This window comes from Yoonia maricola (assembly GCF_002797915.1).
Lineage (GTDB): Bacteria > Pseudomonadota > Alphaproteobacteria > Rhodobacterales > Rhodobacteraceae > Yoonia > Yoonia maricola.
Window position 1 is genome coordinate 1,371,538 of record NZ_PGTY01000001.1, and the last position, 15,298, is coordinate 1,386,835.

Below are 15,298 nucleotides of genomic sequence, written 5' to 3' on the forward strand. Positions count from 1 at the left end.
CGATGTGATCCCGCTACCGTTTCAGCAGACACCTAAGGAAACTGTTATGTATCCGAGTTATGCCCGTTCAGAACGTATTGCCGATGGCACCATGCATGCGGTGGGTGTTTTAGGGGCTGTCGGCGGGGCGGTGGTGCTAATCGTCTGGTCGTCTCAACATGCAATGGCCAGCCATATTGCCGCGATTTCCGTCTATGGGGCGACGTTGATCGCCACCTTTGTTGCCTCTGCATTCTATCACATGACCCCGTGGGAAAACATCCGCCCTATCCTGCGCCGCGTTGATCATGCCGCGATATATCTCAAGATTGCAGGCACTTATACGCCACTCGTGGTTATGATTGGCAGCTGGTTTGCCTATACAATTCTGGCAGTGGTTTGGGGGCTGGCCGTGATCGGTATGGTTCTCAAGCTGTTTTTCTGGCGCACGCCGGGGCGGTTTGGGCCGGCGCTTTACCTGATCATGGGCTGGCTCAGCCTTGCGCTGATCTGGTCGCTTTGGCCCATCGTGCCCGTATCGGCCATGGTGCTGATGGGGGTGGGCGGGTTGCTCTATACGGCAGGCGTACCCTTTTATGCCAGCGAGACGATGAAGTTTTCCATCGCCATCTGGCATGGATTTGTCGTTGCAGCCTCAGCGTGTTTCTTTGCCGCTATCGCAACCGCCATGGCGGCCATCGCGTAGGTCCGTGTGTAATACAGATCACGTGCCGCGTTGCCCGTTAGCAGCAATTGTGGTAGGGAAAGTCTGACCTGACACACGGGTCTTGTTTCCTTAGCGTCAATTTTATCTGACGTTGTATTCACTGCGAGGCAATTTTCGCCTCAGTTTTGCAGTAATTTTAGTAAGTTGAGATTTTTGTATGACTAGTTTTATTGAATTTTCTGACAGCACCGTTTTCGATGCATTCGGGTTCGCAGGCTTTGCACTTTATGTTCTCAATTATATGACGCTGACCCTGCGATGGGTGGATGCAGACAGCATCAGGTACTTTGCAACCAATCTTATGGCAGCCGGGTTGGTTCTGGTTGGCCTGACGTCGGCATTCAATCTGGCCTCAGCCCTGATCCAAATCTTCTTTATCCTCAGTTCCGCTGTGGCAATCCTGATCAGATTACGCGCCAGATCCATGACCAAGACACAGCTTGAGTATTAAAGACCTGCGGCAACCTGCTCGACCGTCCGCAGGCGGTCGGCATTGGGTGGGTGCGTTCCAAGAAATCTGTCGCCCGGGTCGGGGATACGGAAAAAGAACTGTGCGCCCCGGCGCGGATCAAACCCCGCAGCCGCCGTGATTTGGGTGCCCAACGCATCCGCCTCCAGTTCGAAATCCTTCGAATAGGTCCGTGCACCAACAGAGGCGCCGATCTGCTGTGCGGTTTCAATATCTGTCGCACCCAACGCTCCGGCCAGACCTCCGATCAAAAGCCCACCAAGGGCCGCATTCTGCTGCTGACGGGCAATATGACCGCGAATGTGATGCGCGGCCTCATGCGCCATCACAAAGGCAAGTTCATCGCGGTTGCGTGCCTCGGCGATCAGCGGCACGGTAAAGCCGATGATCGGCCGGCCATTGGCATCCAGCGTCTGATAGGCATTCACCCCCTGATTGGCCCGGTCGTCGATGATGATGCGGAAATCACAGTTCTCCTGTTGCGATCTGGTCCGGCAGTATTGTTCGGCCATCGGTTCAACCCGGCGCACAACATATTCAAAGTTGTTCAGCGCTTGCCTTTCGGACAAGCGCGGCGTCTCTGCGGCGGGCGTGATTGTGGGCACTGCCACATCCGCCCTTTCCTCTACCACGGCCGTTGTGCAGGCCCCTAAACCAAACATCAAAACAATCGGCAAAACGCGCATATGTCACCTTTTAAAAACCTCTATTCGATAAAACCTAGCATTTTTGCGAGACCCTGCCAGCCTTGATTGCGCCTTGCCTAAACCATGGCTAGGCTTGGTCTCATGTTTACAATCGAACACGACTATGACGCCACCGTTGTTACATTGGTTGACGAAGGCAAAGCCCCGCTAAAAGAAGACGTGATCATCAATGCCTTTGATGATTGTGTGACCGTCACGCAGGTCGATCCGCGCACAGATGAGGTTGTGCGCATCACCCTGTCGCTGTCGCAGTTGCGTGATCTGGAAGCGGCCTTGGATTTGCCTGAAGGGATCTATCAATTGCGCAAGACCTGAGCGTGTTGAGGGATCAGATGCCTCCGGCGGGAGTTTTTGGGCCAAGATGAAGGTGGGAACTTTATGACGACAGGGTTTTTCTGGAATGAAAGCTGTTTTTGGCATGGCGGCGGTAATTATGCCGGGATGCTGCCGGTGGGTGGCCTTGTGCAGCCGCTGGATGGCGGGCTGCCAGAGAGCCCTGAGACAAAGCGCCGGTTGAAGAACCTGATCGAGGTCACAGGGCTTGCCACGGCACTTGCAATGCAAGGCGCTGATCCCGCCACATATGATGATCTGCGCCGCGTACATCCTGCGCGCTACCTTGATGAATTCAAGGCGCTATCCGATGCAGGCGGTGGTGAACTGGGACGGCGCACCCCCTTCGGCCCCGGCGGGTACGAGATTGCAGCACTCTCGGCGGGTTTGGCCAAGGCTGCTTTACAGGCTGTTCTGGAGGGAAGCCTAAAGAACGCCTATGCCCTGTCCCGCCCGCCCGGCCATCATTGCCTGCCTGATTATCCCAACGGGTTTTGTCTGCTCAACAACATCGGTATCGCGATCGAGGCGGCAAAGGACGCAGGTCTTGCCCAGCGCTTTGCCGTGCTGGATTGGGACGTCCATCACGGCAACGGCACCGAGGCGGTGTTTTATGACCGGGCCGATGTGCTGACCGTGTCACTGCATCAAGACCGGAATTACCCCATGGATACAGGTGCTTTTGCAGATCGTGGTGAGGGGGATGGCCTTGGCTTTAACCTGAATATCCCGCTGCCACCCGGAACCGGCCACATCGGGTATCTGGCCGCGATGGAGCGTCTGGCCTTACCCACCATCCGCAATTTCCAGCCTGATGTGTTGATCATCGCCTGCGGCTTTGACGCCGCCGCCAATGATCCATTGGGGCGGATGCTGGCCACAGCTGAGACCTTTACGATGATGACACGGGCCGTCATGGCGCTCGCGCAGGATGTCTGCGGTGGCAAACTATTGATGGTCCACGAAGGCGGGTATTCGGAAACCTACGTCCCTTTCTGCGGACACAATGTGCTGCAAGAAATGGCGGGGAGCACGATCATAGCACCCGATCCCTTCGCAGAGGTATTTCCACTCCGCCAACCCGATGTCCGCTTTGATGCATTTCTTGATGGCTGGCTTATCGAGATGGAAGCCGCACTCTGAGCAAGGTTGCCATTGCGCCGACCTGATCTTATCTGCGAACGAACGAAGACAGGATCCCCAATGCCCACGCCAAACACCGCCGCACTCGACTTTTTGCTGACCCGCCGTTCGCGCCCTGCCAAGACGCTGACAACACCCGTGCCGGATCGCACAACAATTGAAACGCTGTTAACGGCAGCCGCCCGCACCCCCGACCATGGCAAGCTAGAGCCTTGGCGGTTCATTGTCCTGACCAGACCTGCCCTACTAAGACTGGCTGACATGGTGCCTGCCCGTGGTGCCGCCTTGGGCATCGATCCTGACAAGATCACCAAGGCCAAGGATCAATTTGGCAACGCCAATCTGGCTGTTGCCGTAATCTGCAGCCCAAAACCTTCTGAAAAAATTCCACAGATCGAACAAATCTATTCTGCCGGCGCTGTTTGTCTGGCGTTGGTCAATGCGGGCCTTGCTGCGGGCTGGGGTGCGAATTGGTTATCGGGCTGGGCCAGCCATGATCAGACATTTGCGACCCAAGGCCTTGGCCTTGCAGAGCATGAAACCATTGCAGGTTTCATCCACCTCGGCACTGAAACAAACGCACCACCCGAACGCCCGCGCCCCGACCTTTCCGCGATTACAACCTGGGTCGAGACATGATCTTTGCCTCGTTTCTCAAAGCAATCGCTCAACTGCCCGACCAGCGGTTTCGCAGTGTGCTGTGGCGCGGTATTGGCCTGACGATTGCCCTGTTGGTGGCCATCTATGCTGGGCTTTTGTGGCTGATTGAATGGCTTACCGCAGAACCCATCACCCTACCCGGCGTCGGTGAAGTGACATGGCTTGGTGATTTACTTGGCTGGGGCTCTCTTGGGCTTGTGATCGTGATGTCGATCTTTCTGATGGTCCCCGTAGCATCGGCGATCACCTCGCTTTTTCTTGATGAAGTCGCGCAAGCCGTTGAGGATAAACATTTTCCCGGCCTGCCAGATATTCCACATGTGTCATTCTGGGACGGGCTGCGCGATACGGTGAACTTCCTTGGCGTTTTGGTTGCCGCGAACATATTCGCCTTCATTCTCTACGCCATATTCCCTTTTGCCGCGATTTTCATCTTCTATGCGCTGAACGGATACCTGTTGGGCCGGGAATATTTCCAACTGGCCGCAATGCGCCGGATCGGGCGGGCGGCGGCCAAGAACTTACGCAAACAACACAGTGCCAAAATCTGGCTGGCGGGTTGCCTTATGGCGGTCCCGCTGACCTTTCCGCTGATTAACCTGATCATTCCAATTCTGGGGGCGGCGACCTTTACCCACCTTTATCACGCGGTCAGTCGCGGCTGACCTCTGGCGTCGACATCCGGTCAAACCAGTCAATATCACGGATGCTAATTGCACCACTCAGGATCGTTCCTGCGATAACAACCCAGATCGGCACGGCCCAAAGGGTCGTGACCTTGGCCTTGCGTTTGAGGTTGAAATCGGCAGGCGATGACGCATGGGTACCCGGCACGATTTCACCCGCTTCACCTTGGGTTTCAAGACGTAAGGGCAGCACGATGAAAAACACAACCGTCCAGATAACGGCAAGCAGCACAAGACCGGAAACGGGACCCAAAGCGATATTCCTTATATAAAGCGCTTCGTAGACAGATACGCCGAATAGACGTCAGGACAAGGGGCTAGACCTGCTCTAATTCAACAAGACAGCCGTTGAAATCCTTGGGATGCAGGAACAATACAGGCTTGCCGTGCGCGCCAATCTTGGGCTCTCCTCCGCCCAACACGCGCGCACCTTCAGCCAACAGATGATCACGGGCAGCGAGGATATCATCCACTTCGTAGCAGACATGATGGATGCCCCCGGACGGGTTTTTATCAAGGAAACCCTGGATTGGGGATGCCTCGCCCAATGGATACAAAAGTTCGATCTTAGTATTTGGCAAAGTGATAAAAACCACCGTCACCCCATGATCAGGTTCATCCTGCGGCGCACCCACATCCGCACCCAGCATGGTGCGGTATTGCGCACTTGCCGCATCCAGATCGGGCACAGCGATAGCGACGTGGTTCAGACGGCCAATCATGATCATTTCTCCTGTTTTGGGCCTTATGCCGTTTGCACTGCGCAGGTGCAACGGACGATGCGCTTAACCTCCTCTTCACCTTGAGATGCTCTCAATGGGGTTCGCCGCAATGAAGGGAAGAATCATAATGGAAACGCTGGACGACCTGATATTCACCCGTGCACCCACCGCACGCCGCCCGCTTTTGGGGGTCACCGTGCTGGTGGTCGAAGATAGCCGCTTTGCCAGCGAAGCAGTGCGCCTGATGTGCCTGCGATCAGGCGCGCGGATCAGACGGGCAGATAGTTTGGAAAACGCACGGCGGCATCTGGCGATCTATCGCCCTACCGTTTTACTGGTCGATGTCGGCCTGCCGGATGGGTCCGGTCTGTCACTGATCCGAACGGCCGCAGAGGCCGCACCACGTATCGACGTCATCCTGGGGATGAGCGGGGATGATCACGCAAAAGAGGTATTAGCCTCTGGCGCAAACAGATTTCTGGAAAAACCCGTGCAAAGCCTTTTGGCCTTCCAGTCCGCCATATTGGAACATTTAGCGGCGGAGCGGCAGCCACCCTCACCGCGGGCCGTCCCTGATGAAACAATCAGACCCGATCCGATCGCTTACCGCGATGACCTGACGCATATCGCGCAAGTGCTTGAAGATACCGGCGATGACACAGCACTGGACTATGTCACCCAGTTTCTGGGTGGGGTCGCGAAGAGCGCGAATGACCACGACCTCGACGAAGCAGTCAACAACCTGACAAGATTGCGACGTGGCGGCGATAACCCTGATGCGGGTGTCATTGCCTTGTCACAACTGGTGCAAACGCGGATTGCCGCTGGCGGGCCGCTTTAGCTTTCAGGTGGTAGCACACGCAGGCGCAATTCGCGCAATTGTTCGTTTTGTGGCGCGTTTGGTGCATCCATCATCAGGTCTTCGGCACGTTGGTTCATCGGGAACATGATGACTTCGCGGATGTTGGATGCATCCGCCAGCAACATGACGATCCGGTCGATCCCTGCCGCGCACCCACCGTGGGGCGGGGCACCATATTGGAATGCGTTGACCATGCCACCAAAGCGCTTTTCGACTTCGTCTTTGCCGTAACCAGCCAGCTCAAACGCCTTGAACATGATCTCAGGGCGGTGGTTCCGGATGGCACCGGACACCAACTCGTAACCATTACAGGCCAGATCATATTGATAGCCCAGCACCTTCAGCGGATCACCTTGCAGCGCATCCATACCGCCCTGCGGCATCGAAAACGGGTTATGTTCAAAGTCGATTTTGCCGGTTTCCTCGTCCTGTTCGTAAATCGGGAAGTCCACGATCCATGCAAAGGCAAAGCGGTCCTGATCTGTCAGACCCAGTTCTTCGCCAATCACGTTGCGGGCCTTGCCAGCGACGCCTTCAAACGCCTTCGGCTTACCACCAAGAAAGAAGGCCGCGTCACCAAGGCCAAGGCCCAACTGCTGACGGATTGCCTCGGTCCGCTCTGGCCCGATATTCTTGGCCAGCGGGCCGGCAGCTTCCATACCGCCTTCAACTTCGCCTGATTTCAGCTTGGCCTGTGCCTCTTTCACCGAAATACCCATCTCTTGAGCGACCGCATCCGCGGTCTTCTCGCGCCAGAAGATGTAACCCATACCGGGCAGGCCTTCTTTCTGGGCAAAAGCGTTCATGCGGTCGCAGAACTTACGTGACCCTCCGGTGGGTGCAGGAATAGCACGCACCTCTGTGCCCTCTTGTTCTAACAGCTTGGCAAAGATCGCAAAACCGGACCCCGCGAAATGCTCGGACACCACCTGCATCTTAATCGGGTTGCGCAGGTCCGGCTTGTCGGACCCATACCAAAGAGCAGCATCACGATAGGAAATCTGCTCCCACGTCTGGTCAACCTTACGGCCACCGCCAAACTCTTCAAAAATACCCGTGATCACCGGTTGGATCGTGTCGAATACATCCTGCTGTTCGACAAAGGACATCTCCATATCCAGTTGATAAAAATCGGTGGGTGAGCGGTCCGCACGCGGGTCTTCATCCCGGAAACAGGGTGCGATCTGGAAATATTTGTCGTAGCCTGACACCATGATCAGCTGCTTGAACTGCTGGGGGGCCTGCGGCAGCGCGTAAAACTTGCCCGGATGCAAACGGGACGGCACAAGGAAGTCACGCGCGCCTTCAGGGGAAGAGGCGGTGATAATCGGCGTCTGATACTCGCGAAACCCACTGTCCCACATACGGCGACGCATCGAGGCCACAACATCAGAGCGCAGTTTCATATTGTCCTGCATCGCCTCGCGACGCAAATCCAGATAGCGGTACTTCAAGCGGGTTTCCTCAGGATATTCCTGATCACCAAATACCATCAACGGCAGCTCTTTGGAGGCACCCAGCACTTCGATGACGCGCACAAAAACCTCAACCTCACCAGTGGGCAGTTTGGCATTCACCAACTCCGGATCACGCGCCTTCACCTCACCATCAATGCGGATACACCACTCTGACCGCACCTTTTCCACATCCGCAAAGGCGGCCGAGTCAGGGTCACACAGCACCTGTGTAATGCCATAGTGATCGCGTAGATCGATAAACAGGATACCGCCGTGATCACGTACCCGATTGACCCAGCCTGACAAACGGACAGTTTCGCCCACATTAGCGGCGGTCAGATCGGCACAGGTATGGCTGCGGTATGGATGCATGGGTCAATTCCTTAAGGCGATTGTCGGCCCGATACACCTGTTTGCCCAGCCGAAGTCAACCACTCCCTTCATCTTGGCTCAAAAACTCCCGCCGGAGGCATGAAAATCTCTTACACTCCCTTGCACATGCGCACGCCATCCCTATAACCCACGACAATTTGCAAATAAGGGGGCACTGCCATGCCAAAGCGCACCGACATCCAGTCGATCATGATCATCGGCGCGGGCCCCATCATTATCGGACAAGCCTGCGAGTTCGACTACTCAGGCGCACAAGCCTGCAAGGCGCTGCGCGAGGAAGGCTACAGGGTCATCCTCGTCAACTCGAACCCTGCCACCATCATGACCGATCCGGGGCTGGCAGATGCCACCTATATCGAACCGATCACCCCCGAAGTTGTCGCCAAGATCATCGAAAAAGAACGCCCAGACGCGCTGTTGCCCACGATGGGTGGGCAAACCGGGTTGAACACCTCGCTGGCCCTCGCCGATATGGGCGTGCTGGAAAAATTCAACGTCGAAATGATCGGGGCCAAGCGCGAAGCCATTGAAATGGCAGAAGATCGCAAGCTCTTCCGCGAAGCGATGGATCGTTTAGGCATCGAAAACCCCAAGGCCACCATCGTCACCGCCCCCGAGAAAGACGGCAAACAGGACCTCGCTGCTGGCGTGACCCTCGCGTTTGAAGCGCTAGAGGACATCGGTCTTCCCGCAATTATCCGCCCCGCCTTTACCCTTGGTGGCACCGGCGGCGGCGTCGCGTACAACCGTGAAGAATACGAACACTTCTGTCGGACGGGCATGGATGCCTCCCCCGTTGGTCAGATTCTTGTCGATCAGTCCCTTCTCGGCTGGAAAGAATTCGAAATGGAGGTGGTGCGCGACAAAGCCGATAACGCCATCATCGTCTGCGCCATCGAAAACGTGGACCCGATGGGCGTGCACACGGGCGATTCGATCACTGTCGCCCCAGCCCTGACCCTGACGGACAAAGAATACCAGATCATGCGCACGCACAGCATCAACGTGCTGCGCGAAATCGGCGTCGAAACCGGTGGCTCCAACGTGCAATGGGCCGTGAACCCCGACGACGGGCGCATGGTGGTCATCGAAATGAACCCGCGGGTATCGCGGTCCTCTGCGCTGGCATCGAAAGCAACGGGTTTCCCCATTGCCAAAATCGCCGCGAAACTTGCCATCGGCTACACGCTGGACGAACTCGACAACGACATCACCGGCGTCACCCCGGCCTCGTTTGAGCCAACAATCGACTATGTCGTCACCAAAATCCCGCGCTTTGCGTTCGAGAAATTCGCAGGGTCCGAGCCGTACCTGACAACAGCCATGAAATCCGTCGGCGAAGCCATGGCCATCGGCCGCACCTTCCACGAGTCGATGCAAAAGGCGCTCGCCTCCATGGAAACCGGCCTGACCGGTTTCGACGACATCGATATCCCCGGCGCCCCCGACGCAGCCGCGATCACCAAAGCGCTCGCCAAACAAACGCCCGACCGCATTCGCGTCATTGCCCAAGCGATGCGACACGGGTTGTCCGACGACGAAATCTTTGCAGTCACAAAATTCGACCCATGGTTCCTCGCCCGCATCCGCGAGATCATCGAGGCCGAGGCCGACATCATCAAAAACGGCCTGCCCGTCAAAGAAGACGCACTGCGCGCGATCAAAATGCTCGGCTTCACCGACGCGCGCCTCGCAAAACTCACAGGCCGGACCGAAGATCAGGTGCGTCGCGCACGCCACAACCTGGGTGTGACGGCGGTCTTCAAACGGATCGACACCTGCGGCGCCGAATTTGAGGCGCAAACGCCCTACATGTATTCCACCTATGAGACGCCCGTGATGGGCGACGCGGAATGCGAGGCACGGCCTTCGGACCGCAAAAAGGTCGTTATACTCGGCGGTGGCCCCAACCGCATTGGCCAGGGGATCGAGTTTGATTACTGCTGCTGTCACGCCTGTTTCGCCCTAACCGATCAGGGGTACGAGACGATCATGATCAACTGCAACCCCGAAACGGTCAGCACCGATTACGACACCTCCGACCGGCTCTATTTCGAACCGCTCACATTCGAACACGTCATGGAAATCCTGCGAGTCGAGCAAGACAACGGCACCCTGCACGGCGTCATCGTCCAATTCGGCGGACAGACCCCGCTGAAACTGGCCAACGCGCTAAACGACGCAGGCATCCCGATCCTGGGCACCACGCCAGACAGCATCGACCTGGCCGAAGATCGTGAGCGGTTCCAACAGCTTGTCCAGAAACTCGACCTCAAGCAGCCGCATAACGGGATCGCTTCCACCGACGAAGAGGCATTGAACATCGCCGAAGGCATCGGCTTCCCATTGGTCATCCGGCCCTCCTTCGTGCTGGGTGGCCGCGCCATGGAAATCGTGCGCGATATGGACCAGCTGCGCCGCTACATCTCTGACGCTGTGGTCGTATCCGGCGACAGCCCCGTCCTGCTTGACAGCTATCTGTCCGGTGCGGTCGAAGTCGACGTCGACTGCCTGTCGGACGGCACCGCGACCCATGTCGCGGGTATCATGCAGCATATCGAAGAAGCGGGCGTGCATTCGGGCGACAGCGCCTGCTCATTGCCCCCCTACTCGCTGTCCGACGCGATGATCGCGGAAATCCGCAGCCAGACAGAAAAACTCGCCAAAGCGCTCAACGTCGTAGGCCTGATGAACATCCAGTTCGCGGTGAAAGACGAAACAGTCTACCTGATTGAGGTGAACCCCCGTGCGTCCCGCACCGTGCCTTTCGTGGCAAAAGCGACCGATTCGGCCATCGCCTCCATCGCCGCACGGCTGATGGCGGGTGAGCCGCTGTCGAACTTCCCGTTGCGCGAACCCTACCCCGAAACCGAGAACCCGATGGACGTGCTGCCTTTGGGCGATGCCTTCACATTGGCCGACCCGCACACGCCGTGGTTCAGCGTGAAAGAGGCCGTGCTGCCCTTCGCCCGCTTCCCCGGTGTCGATACGATCCTGGGGCCGGAAATGCGATCCACCGGAGAGGTCATGGGCTGGGACCGGTCCTTCCCCCGCGCGTTCCTCAAGGCGCAGATGGGCGCAGGCACGGAATTGCCAGAGGCCGGCACCGTCTTCATCTCGATCAAGGACGCTGACAAGACGCCCATGATGCTGGAAGCCGCGCAAATGCTGCTGAAACTGGGCTTCGACATCGTGGCGACACGGGGCACCGCAGCCTGGCTGACGGAAAACGAGATCGCCTGCGAAGTGGTCAACAAGGTCTACGAAGGCGGGCTGACAATTGTGGACCGGCTGAAAGACGGGCACATCGCACTGGTCTTCAACACGACGGAAGGGTCACAAGCGGTCGAAGACAGCCGCGACATCCGCGCCGTCGCCCTCTACGACAAAATCCCGTATTTCACGACAGCGGCGGCATCACATGCGGCGGTGCTGGCGATGCAGGCACGGGTTGAGGGGGATGTTGGGGTGAGGTCGTTGCAGGGGTAAAAACGGGCATCTAAGCACACCCCAAGGAAGAACCAAAATAGCCATAAACATGCCAAGATTGAATGTTTTGTCTCGATAAGGATTTAAAACAGAACGAACTTCGAACAAATGTTCGCTTCAATTTTTAACCCACGAGAACTGGGACAAGAGCATGAAACTATTTAGGATATTGTCGGCGCTGGTACTTATTTCGGCATGTACAACATTTGAAGACATTGATGGTGGCTTGGACGCATTCCGAGGAAAGCCCATTGATGACCTCATCTCTATTATTGGATTTCCAGACGGAGAGCGCTCTGTAGCAGGCAAAAGATTGGTGGTTTGGAGTTCCAGCCAAAATGTGACGACGGTGACACCTGTCACAACATACAGTTCCGGTACCGCAAATGCGTATGGATACGGAGGCTATGGATATGGGAGTTATTCTGGCACTTCAACAACTTACGTTCCACAAACGGTCAACTATAATTGCACTGTAATGGTCGAAATTGACCGCAATAACCGCATTCTTGGCCATGATTTCGAAGGAAACATTGGTGGTTGCGAGAAATACGCCGCGGCGTTGCGACCATATTTGCAAGAACCCCAGTCTTAATTTGAGTCTTTCTGATTTGTAGAAACTAAAAGCTTTTGCAGAAATAAAGCCTGACAAGATAGGTGGGTCGCTTCCATAGGTTCATTGCAAGCCCCGTCACTCCCCCTTCAAATACCGTGCCATCCGCTCATCTATGTCCGCCTCCATTTGTTGCAGGTTCCCCCACTCAGGCCGCTCTTCCCGCGTCTTGTCCAATCGCTCGGGGTGCAACACGTAATCCGTCGTGTCCGGCCCTTCCAAAATCCCCGCCAGCCGGTAGTGCATGAACGCCCGCAGCACCCGGTTGATCCGCGGCTGATACCCCGGCCCCATCGCCTTGAAGAATTTCACCACATCCGCATCCAGCCGGATTGTCACCGGCACCCGCTTGGGGTCGCGCCGGTCCTCGTCGTGCCAGATCTCATCCCATTCCCGCGGCATGCAGCGCAGTTTCATCGCCACCGAATGCAGGTCGTATTCAATCATCCGCCGCGCGTCGACGGCATAGCCCCAGTTGATCCGCTGGGTCTTGGTCATCTTTTTTGGGTCGGTCATCGGGGCTCTCCTTTTGCTGCTCAAACTGCCGCGCAAAGGTAAACCCGGTGATGACGCAGCGTACGTACGGGGTCTGTACGCTGTATGTACAGGGTCTGTACGCCGCGTTCCGGTGGACATTCCCGCCCCCTTCCCCCTAGGGTAGCCGGACCAATTTAAGGGGCCAGCATGCATAACGTCGCCATCACAGGAACCGGGGTTTTTACGCCCTCAGAGGTCATCACAAACGACGAGTTGGTCGCCGCATTCAACAGCTACGCGGACCTGTGGAACGCCGAAAACGCCGCCGCGATTGACGCAGGCACGGTTCAGGCCAAGACCCATTCGTCGAGCGAGTTTATCGTCGCAGCCTCCGGGATTGAGCGTCGCTATGTCCTTGATAAAGAAGGCGTTCTTGACCCCGCCCGCATGTTCCCACGTCTGGCCACACGGTCCGATGACCAACCGGGGTACATGGCCGAAATCGGCGTCGATGCCGCGCAAAAAGCGCTTTCTGCCGCCGGTGTCGATGCCGCTGACGTCGATCTGGTGATCTGTGCGGCTTCCAACATGGAGCGCGCCTACCCTGCAATTGCCGTGGAAATTCAACAGCTTCTGAGCGCAGGTGGTTTCGCCTTCGATATGAACGTCGCCTGTTCCAGCGCTACTTTCGGCATTCAAACCGCCGCCGACATGATCCGCTCCGGCTCAATCCGCCGCGCATTGGTGATCAACCCCGAGATTTGTTCCGCCCATCTGGAATGGCGCGACCGCGACTGTCATTTCATCTTTGGCGATGTCGCGACCGCGACCTTGCTCGAGCGTGACGAAGACCTCGACAAACCACATTTTAAGGTTCTTTCCACGCGCTGCGCGACCCAGTTCAGCAATAATATCCGTAACAATAACGGCTACTTACGCCGCACACAGGACCACATGGAAGACCGCCGTGACATGCAGTTCATGCAAAACGGACGCAAGGTCTTCAAAGAGGTCCTCCCGCTGGTCAGCCAACATATCGCCGATCATATGGAGCACGAAAACATCGCCGCCACCGACCTGCACCGCCTGTGGCTGCATCAGGCGAATAAGACGATGAACGACTATATCGGGAAAAAAGTCCTTGGCCGCACCCCGGAACCCGGCGAGCAGCCTAACATCCTGCAGGATTATGCCAATACGTCTTCTGCCGGATCAATCATCGCTTTTTCAAAGCATTCCAATGACATGAAGCCCGGAGACAAAGGTTTGATCTGTTCGTTCGGAGCAGGCTATTCCGTCGGATCGGTGATTGTCGAACGCGCATGAAGATCATCATCGCCACAATCACTATTCTGACACTCACAGCCTGCGGCGTCCCCTTCGTCCCGCTGGTCTAGCCACTGACCCGTTTATGGACATCCCGTAGCGTCTCAACCCGTTCGGAATAGCGGTCGGTCAGCATCGCACTGCGCCCGCGCGTCATGATCGTAAAGCGGGCCAATTCTTCCATCACATCCACAATGCGGTTGTAGAGGGACGAGGGTTTCATGCGCCCGCCCTCAAACTCTTTCCAGGCCATCGGAACTGATGATTGATTGGGGATGGTGATCAGCCGCATCCAGCGCCCCAGGGTGCGTAACTGATTGACCGTATTGAATGATTGCGACCCGCCACTGACCTGCATCACCGCCAACGTCTTGCCTTGTGTGGGCCTGATCCCCCCTATCGGCGACAGTGGCAACCAGTCGATCTGCGTCTTCATGATCCCCGTCATGGCCCCATGTCGTTCGGGGCTGGACCACACCATGCCCTCAGACCACAGCGCCAATTCACGTAGCTCGGCCACCTTGGGGTGATCGGCATCAGCGTCATCCGGTAAAGACAGGCCGGAGGGGTTGAAGAACCGCGTCTCACAGCCCAGTGCCCGCAGGACACGTGCGCCTTCTTCGGCGCAAAGTCGTGAATAGCTGGTCTCGCGGAGTGATCCATAAAGCAGCAATATACGCGGCGGATGCTGTGGTGCATCCGGCCCTGCCAATGCCGCAATATCCAAGGGCAGTAGCGCGCCTTCCACCAGATTAGGCATATCGGACATATCCATCGCCATCAGGCGGTTCCGTCAAGGTGCAGCTTCATATCAATCAAGACCTGCTGCAGCGATGTTGTTTCGCGCAACATACGCTTGGCTTCGTTAGCAGTGATAACGCCGTCCGCAATGGATTGATTGTACTCAGCCATCAGCAAAGCAAAGCGCTGGCTCAGTTTGATCACATCGGTATTGATCTCACCTTCGCTGTTTGATCGCTTCGTGTCATAGGATATGGTCACACCTTTCAGCTCTGCCAAGGCCGATGTGACATGCGGGTAAGAGGCCGCGGCTTCCAGCAACGCCACGGTATCAACCGGCATGAAACGATCGCTATGTTCGTCATTGTCGGAATAATAGCGGCCCAAGGTGGCCTTGGATTTACCTGTCAGTTCGCAGGCCGCTTCAATGCCTACATCCTTGACCAAAGCCTCGGTGTGCTTTTTGAGATAATTTCCCGGTACCGCCATATGCATCCTCCATCTGTGCGACTGC

At 56.7% G+C, this 15,298-nt stretch carries 17 protein-coding genes; 10 read left to right on the forward strand and 7 right to left on the reverse strand.

Annotated features, from left to right (window positions below; translation table 11 throughout):
- Window positions 1-46 precede the first annotated feature (46 nt).
- On the forward strand, window positions 47-685 hold the full coding sequence (gene trhA, locus BC777_RS07060) for a PAQR family membrane homeostasis protein TrhA (protein WP_100367390.1): 639 nt from the start codon (window positions 47-49) through the stop codon (window positions 683-685).
- Between the two features lie 178 nt (window positions 686-863).
- Entirely contained in the window at window positions 864-1,157 is a 294-nt protein-coding gene (locus BC777_RS07065; protein WP_100367391.1) for a CBU_0592 family membrane protein, read from the forward strand.
- Here BC777_RS07065 and BC777_RS07070 read toward each other — a convergent pair.
- Complete coding sequence (locus BC777_RS07070; RefSeq protein WP_211095333.1) at window positions 1,154-1,861, reverse strand: M48 family metallopeptidase; 708 nt, start codon at window positions 1,859-1,861, stop codon at window positions 1,154-1,156. The genes BC777_RS07065 and BC777_RS07070 overlap by 4 nt on opposite strands.
- 102 nt (window positions 1,862-1,963) lie before the next feature.
- On the opposite strand from BC777_RS07070, the gene BC777_RS07075 reads away from it, so the two are divergent.
- The 4 genes from BC777_RS07075 to BC777_RS07090 all read left to right on the forward strand — a co-directional run bounded on the left by BC777_RS07075 (window position 1,964) and on the right by BC777_RS07090 (window position 4,683).
- Complete coding sequence (locus BC777_RS07075; protein ID WP_100367392.1) at window positions 1,964-2,197, forward strand: DUF8831 family protein; 234 nt, start codon at window positions 1,964-1,966, stop codon at window positions 2,195-2,197.
- Between the two features lie 63 nt (window positions 2,198-2,260).
- The gene (locus BC777_RS07080; protein WP_100367393.1) at window positions 2,261-3,358 is read left to right on the forward strand and encodes a histone deacetylase-like amidohydrolase; all 1,098 of its coding nucleotides are present in this window, start codon (window positions 2,261-2,263) and stop codon (window positions 3,356-3,358) included.
- Window positions 3,359-3,418: 60 nt separating this feature from the next.
- Window positions 3,419-3,997, forward strand: coding sequence for a nitroreductase family protein (locus tag BC777_RS07085; protein ID WP_100367394.1), 579 nt, complete (start codon window positions 3,419-3,421; stop codon window positions 3,995-3,997).
- Window positions 3,994-4,683 carry an EI24 domain-containing protein gene (locus BC777_RS07090; RefSeq protein WP_100367395.1) on the forward strand — a complete coding sequence of 230 codons (690 nt, stop codon included), beginning with the start codon at window positions 3,994-3,996 and terminating at the stop codon, window positions 4,681-4,683. Before BC777_RS07085 ends, BC777_RS07090 begins: the two co-directional genes overlap by 4 nt.
- Here the strand turns inward: BC777_RS07090 and BC777_RS07095 are convergent.
- Window positions 4,670-4,957, reverse strand: coding sequence for a DUF1467 family protein (locus BC777_RS07095; RefSeq protein WP_100367396.1), 288 nt, complete (start codon window positions 4,955-4,957; stop codon window positions 4,670-4,672). The genes BC777_RS07090 and BC777_RS07095 overlap by 14 nt on opposite strands.
- 64 nt (window positions 4,958-5,021) lie before the next feature.
- Complete coding sequence (mce, locus tag BC777_RS07100; protein ID WP_100368041.1) at window positions 5,022-5,426, reverse strand: methylmalonyl-CoA epimerase; 405 nt, start codon at window positions 5,424-5,426, stop codon at window positions 5,022-5,024.
- 127 nt (window positions 5,427-5,553) lie between these two features.
- Here mce and BC777_RS07105 point away from each other — a divergent pair, with 127 nt between their 5' ends.
- Window positions 5,554-6,267, forward strand: coding sequence for a response regulator (locus BC777_RS07105; protein ID WP_100367397.1), 714 nt, complete (start codon window positions 5,554-5,556; stop codon window positions 6,265-6,267).
- On the opposite strand, the gene aspS is transcribed toward BC777_RS07105, so the two are convergent.
- Complete coding sequence (gene aspS, locus BC777_RS07110; RefSeq protein ID WP_100367398.1) at window positions 6,264-8,117, reverse strand: aspartate--tRNA ligase; 1,854 nt, start codon at window positions 8,115-8,117, stop codon at window positions 6,264-6,266. The genes BC777_RS07105 and aspS overlap by 4 nt on opposite strands.
- Window positions 8,118-8,297: 180 nt before the next feature.
- On the opposite strand from aspS, the gene carB reads away from it, so the two are divergent.
- Both carB and BC777_RS19205 read left to right on the forward strand, forming a co-directional pair.
- A complete protein-coding gene (gene carB, locus BC777_RS07115) occupies window positions 8,298-11,627 on the forward strand; it encodes a carbamoyl-phosphate synthase large subunit (protein WP_100367399.1) in 3,330 nt (1,109 codons plus the stop codon).
- Window positions 11,628-11,778: 151 nt separating this feature from the next.
- Window positions 11,779-12,222, forward strand: coding sequence for a hypothetical protein (locus BC777_RS19205; RefSeq protein WP_133122527.1), 444 nt, complete (start codon window positions 11,779-11,781; stop codon window positions 12,220-12,222).
- A 96-nt stretch (window positions 12,223-12,318) separates the two neighbouring features.
- Here BC777_RS19205 and BC777_RS07120 read toward each other — a convergent pair whose 3' ends face one another.
- On the reverse strand, window positions 12,319-12,756 hold the full coding sequence (locus tag BC777_RS07120; RefSeq protein WP_211095334.1) for a BrnA antitoxin family protein: 438 nt from the start codon (window positions 12,754-12,756) through the stop codon (window positions 12,319-12,321).
- A 168-nt stretch (window positions 12,757-12,924) separates the two neighbouring features.
- Here BC777_RS07120 and BC777_RS07125 point away from each other — a divergent pair, with 168 nt between their 5' ends.
- Complete coding sequence (locus tag BC777_RS07125; protein ID WP_100367400.1) at window positions 12,925-14,043, forward strand: beta-ketoacyl-ACP synthase III; 1,119 nt, start codon at window positions 12,925-12,927, stop codon at window positions 14,041-14,043.
- 67 nt (window positions 14,044-14,110) lie between these two features.
- Here the strand turns inward: BC777_RS07125 and arsH are convergent, their stop codons facing one another.
- A complete protein-coding gene (gene arsH / locus BC777_RS07130; protein WP_211095360.1) occupies window positions 14,111-14,818 on the reverse strand; it encodes an arsenical resistance protein ArsH in 708 nt (235 codons plus the stop codon).
- A 5-nt stretch (window positions 14,819-14,823) separates the two neighbouring features.
- Complete coding sequence (locus tag BC777_RS07135) at window positions 14,824-15,273, reverse strand: phage regulatory CII family protein (protein WP_100367402.1); 450 nt, start codon at window positions 15,271-15,273, stop codon at window positions 14,824-14,826.
- Between the last annotated feature and the right edge of the window lie 25 nt (window positions 15,274-15,298).

Bases quoted from the DNA above. Each gene is read 5' to 3' on its own strand.
- trhA (WP_100367390.1), top strand. From the start codon at position 47: ATGTATCCGAGTTATGCCCGTTCAGAACGTATTGCCGATGGCACCATG.
- BC777_RS07065 (WP_100367391.1), top strand. From the start codon at position 864: ATGACTAGTTTTATTGAATTTTCTGACAGCACCGTTTTCGATGCATTC.
- BC777_RS07070 (WP_211095333.1), bottom strand. From the start codon at position 1,861: ATGCGCGTTTTGCCGATTGTTTTGATGTTTGGTTTAGGGGCCTGCACA.
- BC777_RS07075 (WP_100367392.1), top strand. From the start codon at position 1,964: ATGTTTACAATCGAACACGACTATGACGCCACCGTTGTTACATTGGTT.
- BC777_RS07080 (WP_100367393.1), top strand. From the start codon at position 2,261: ATGACGACAGGGTTTTTCTGGAATGAAAGCTGTTTTTGGCATGGCGGC.
- BC777_RS07085 (WP_100367394.1), top strand. From the start codon at position 3,419: ATGCCCACGCCAAACACCGCCGCACTCGACTTTTTGCTGACCCGCCGT.
- BC777_RS07090 (WP_100367395.1), top strand. From the start codon at position 3,994: ATGATCTTTGCCTCGTTTCTCAAAGCAATCGCTCAACTGCCCGACCAG.
- mce (WP_100368041.1), bottom strand. From the start codon at position 5,426: ATGATTGGCCGTCTGAACCACGTCGCTATCGCTGTGCCCGATCTGGAT.
- BC777_RS07105 (WP_100367397.1), top strand. From the start codon at position 5,554: ATGGAAACGCTGGACGACCTGATATTCACCCGTGCACCCACCGCACGC.
- aspS (WP_100367398.1), bottom strand. From the start codon at position 8,117: ATGCATCCATACCGCAGCCATACCTGTGCCGATCTGACCGCCGCTAAT.
- carB (WP_100367399.1), top strand. From the start codon at position 8,298: ATGCCAAAGCGCACCGACATCCAGTCGATCATGATCATCGGCGCGGGC.
- BC777_RS19205 (WP_133122527.1), top strand. From the start codon at position 11,779: ATGAAACTATTTAGGATATTGTCGGCGCTGGTACTTATTTCGGCATGT.
- BC777_RS07120 (WP_211095334.1), bottom strand. From the start codon at position 12,756: ATGACCGACCCAAAAAAGATGACCAAGACCCAGCGGATCAACTGGGGC.
- BC777_RS07125 (WP_100367400.1), top strand. From the start codon at position 12,925: ATGCATAACGTCGCCATCACAGGAACCGGGGTTTTTACGCCCTCAGAG.
- arsH (WP_211095360.1), bottom strand. From the start codon at position 14,818: ATGGATATGTCCGATATGCCTAATCTGGTGGAAGGCGCGCTACTGCCC.
- BC777_RS07135 (WP_100367402.1), bottom strand. From the start codon at position 15,273: ATGGCGGTACCGGGAAATTATCTCAAAAAGCACACCGAGGCTTTGGTC.